We start from the raw sequence: 3,745 nt of genomic DNA on the forward strand, positions 1-3,745 counted from the left end.
GGCGGTGCCCCAGGCGTCGTCGGCCTCGGCGTCCGCGTCGGCGTGCCAGCCGGCGGTGGTGTCCGCGCGGCCGTGCCAGTGGGTCGGGGCGTCGGTCGGTGGGTGGGTCGGCCGGGCGGCGGTGTGCGCGTCGGCGGGGGCCGCCGGTTCCGACTGCCAGCGGGCGGTGGGCTCCTCGCGCTGCCATTCGTCGCCGGGTCGGTCCGGGTCGTCGCCGAAGAGGTAGGCCGACCGGGGTTCCGGGCGGTCCCTCAGCCAGTCCGGCTCGTCTGTCTGCCGCTCGGCGCGCCGGGGTGCGCCGTTCGGGTCCATCGGGTCGGTCCAGCCGTACACGCCTTTGCCTCCACGGGGTCGGTTGTTGGCCCGGGTGACGCTACGACTCGCCCGCGACCTGCGGCAACGTGGCTAAGGAAGAGTTAAGGGGAAGTCGGACGCCAAGGTGCTGACTTCCCCGAATCCGGGCGTACAGTAAAGGCGTCCGGACAGAGCGTGTCCGTGCCGTGAAGGCAGCCCCCCGACAAGTGGACAGGTCGACGTGGAGATGATCTACGGCCTGCGAGAACTTGACGAAGGAGGGGTTTGCGGCTCAATATATAGGTGTCGCCAGTCGCGCCCGGTCATGCCCAGATACAGCCTGGAATGACAGCCGCGTACAAATGGGCGCGCGTTGGCCGGCCTTTCCGGCAGCGCATATCAAGGAGTCAGCATGGCGAAGGCCCTCTACGGCCACGTAGGTGCAGCGCCCGACCGGCGTCTGCTCGACGAGGTCACCCGGCTGCGTGCCAGGGTTCAGGCACTGGAGTTCGAGATCACGCGTCTGCGTGCCGACAATGATCGGCTCGCGGCGGCCGCGGCGGAGGCGGACGACCTGCTCCGTCTGGCCGAGCCGGCGCTGACCTGATCTTCGGGTCGGAAAAACTGAATCGCACCATCGCAGAAAAGCGCGCCGACACGTCAAGTGCCGGCGCGCAACGCTGTCCGGCCCTTTCGCGTTCGACGATTCCTGATCTTGTAGTAGGTCGCACCGGAAACGTGCCGGCACTTCCCGGGAAACGCGGCGACGGATAAGCCGATCATGAAAGGCGCTTGCCTTTCCCGCGCGACCGTCGGAACCCGTCCCGCGCCCACGACCGACGCCCTCCGGGGCGGGTCGCGTGCCGGCCCGCTCGCGCCACCGGGTTAGTCTGCGGGTTCACCCAGGTCCGCGCAGCCGGCGACGGTACGGCGGCCACCGGACGAGGATCGAGAAGGTGTATCTCAAGAGCCTGACGGTGAAGGGCTTCAAGTCCTTCGCCTCCGCCACGACGTTGAAGCTGGAGCCCGGGATCACCTGCGTGGTGGGCCCGAACGGCTCCGGCAAGTCCAACGTCGTCGACGCCATCGCCTGGGTGCTCGGCGAGCAGGGCGCCAAGGCGCTGCGCGGCGGCAAGATGGAGGACGTCATCTTCGCCGGCACCGCCGGCCGCGCGCCGCTGGGCCGTGCCGAGGTCACCCTCACCATCGACAACACCGACGGCGCGTTGCCCATCGAGTACACCGAGGTCTCCATCACCCGCCGGATGTTCCGCTCCGGCGAGAGCGAGTACGAGATCAACGGCAACTCCTGCCGGCTGCTCGACATCCAGGAGCTGCTCTCCGACTCCGGCATCGGCCGGGAGATGCACATCATCGTCGGCCAGGGCCGACTCGACGGCATGCTGCACGCCAAGCCGGAGGACCGCCGGGCGTTCATCGAGGAGGCGGCCGGCGTCCTCAAGCACCGCAAGCGCAAGGAAAAGGCGCTGCGCAAGCTCGACGCGATGCAGACCAACCTCAACCGGCTGACCGACCTCACCGCCGAGCTGCGCCGCCAGCTCAAGCCGTTGGGCCGGCAGGCGGAGGTGGCCCGCCGCGCGGCCGCCATCCAGGCCAACCTGCGCGACGCCCGGCTGCGACTGCTCGCCGACGACCTGGCCACCCTGCGGACCACCCTGGACCGGGAGATCGCCGACGAGACCGCGCTGCGCGAGCGACGCGAGCAGATCGAAGGTGAGCACGCCGAGGTGCAGGGCCGGCTCGGTGAGCTGGAGGCGGCGCTGGCCGAGGACGCTCCGCTGCTCGCCGCCGCCCAGGACACCTGGTACAAGCTGTCCGCCCTGCAGGAACGCTTCCGCTCGATCGAACAGTTGGCCCGGGAACGGCTGCGACACCTCAGCGCGACCGGCGACGACGAGCGGCCCGGCCGCGACCCGGAGCAGCTGGAGGCCGAGGCGGAGCGGGTCCGCGAGCAGGAGGAGGAGCTGCGCGCGGCGCTCACCGACGACCAGATCCGGCTGGCCGAGGCGGTGGAGCACCGCCAGGAGCTGGAACGGCAGCTCGCCGCCGCCGAGCGGGAGCTGGTCGCCGCCGCCAAGGCCATCGCCGACCGGCGCGAGGGGATGGCCCGGCTCACCGGCCAGGTCAACTCGGCCCGGGCCCGGACCACCAGCGCCGGCGAGGAGATCGAACGGCTCGCCGTCGCGCACGCCGACGCGTTGGCCCGCGCCGAGCAGGCGCAGGCGACCTGGACGCGGTGGCGGCGCAGTCCACCGAGGCGGACCGGGACAACGCCGACCTGGACGCCCGGCACGCCGAGGCGGTCGCCGAGCAGGAACGGGCGCAGGCCACCGTCCGGTCGCTGGCCGACGCGGAGCGGGCCGCCGAGAAGGACGCCGCCACCTGGAGGCCCGCGAGGAGGCCCTCGCCCTGGGCCTACGGCGCAAGGACGGGGCGGGTGCGCTGCTCGCCCGCGCCGGCGACGTGCCCGGCCTGCTCGGCAGCCTCGCCGGTCTGCTCACCGTCGCCCCCGGGAACGAGGCCGCGCTGGCCGCCGCGCTCGACGGCCTCGCCGACGCGGTCGCCGTCAGCGGGGTGGACGAGGCCGTCGAGGCGATGCGGCTGCTGAAGATCTCCGACGCCGGCCGGGCCGGGCTGCTGGTCGGCAGTCCGGCCGGACCCGGCATGACGGGCTCCGCCGACGCGCTGCGTCCGAAGCTGCCCGACGGCGCCCGCTGGGCACCCGACCTGGTGGAGTGCGTGGCCGAACTGCGTCCGGCGGTGCACCGGGCGTTGCGGGACGTGGCACTCGTCGACGATCTGGCCGCCGCGGCGGAGCTGGTCGCCGGCAATCCGGAGCTGCGGGCCGTCACCCCGGACGGGGACGTGGTGGGGGCGTACGCGGCGGCCGGCGGGTCGGCCAAGGCGCCCAGCTACATCGAGGTGCAGGCGGCCGTCGAGGAGGCTCGCACCAACCGCCTCGCCGCCGAGCGGGCCGGCGCGGAGCTGCGCGAGCAGCTCGTCGAGGCGCGCGCCGAGGTGGCCGCCGCCAAGGAGACCGTGCAGCACGCCGCCGCCGAGAAGCGCGAGGCGGAGAGCCACCGCAACGCCGCTGCCCGCCGGCTCGCCGAGCTGGGCGCGCGGCCCGCTCGGCGAAGGCGGAGACCGACCGGCTCGGCGATTCCCGCTCCCGCGCCGAGGCGGCCCGTCAACGGGACCTCACCGCGCTCGCCGAGCTGGAGGAGCGGCTGCGGCTGGCCGAGGAGACACCGGTCGACGCCGAGCCCTCCACCGAGGAACGGGACCAGCTCGCCGCGATGGTGCCGCAGGCCCGGCAGAACGAGATGGAGGTCCGGCTCGCCGTGCGTACCGCCGAGGAGCGGGTCTCCTCGATCGCCGGCCGGGCCGACTCGCTGGCCCGGCAGGCCACCGCGGAGCGGGCCGCACGGGA

General features: G+C 73.3%; 1 protein-coding gene and 2 pseudogenes. 2 read left to right on the forward strand and 1 reads right to left on the reverse strand.

Annotation, left to right across the window (positions count from 1 at the left end; translation table 11 throughout):
- Nucleotides 1–333 (reverse strand): annotated as a pseudogene (locus JNW91_RS30305) (CAP domain-containing protein); the annotation flags it as partial.
- Between the two features lie 373 nt (nucleotides 334–706).
- On the opposite strand from JNW91_RS30305, the gene JNW91_RS30310 reads away from it, so the two are divergent.
- Together JNW91_RS30310 and smc are read left to right on the forward strand one after the other, a co-directional pair.
- Entirely contained in the window at nucleotides 707–901 is a 195-nt protein-coding gene (locus tag JNW91_RS30310; protein ID WP_007456482.1) for a hypothetical protein, read from the forward strand.
- Between the two features lie 349 nt (nucleotides 902–1,250).
- Nucleotides 1,251–3,745: pseudogene (gene smc / locus JNW91_RS30315) on the forward strand (chromosome segregation protein SMC); the annotation flags it as partial.

Origin of the sequence: Micromonospora parastrephiae (assembly GCF_016802865.1) — a bacterium.
Classification (GTDB): domain Bacteria; phylum Actinomycetota; class Actinomycetes; order Mycobacteriales; family Micromonosporaceae; genus Micromonospora; species Micromonospora parastrephiae.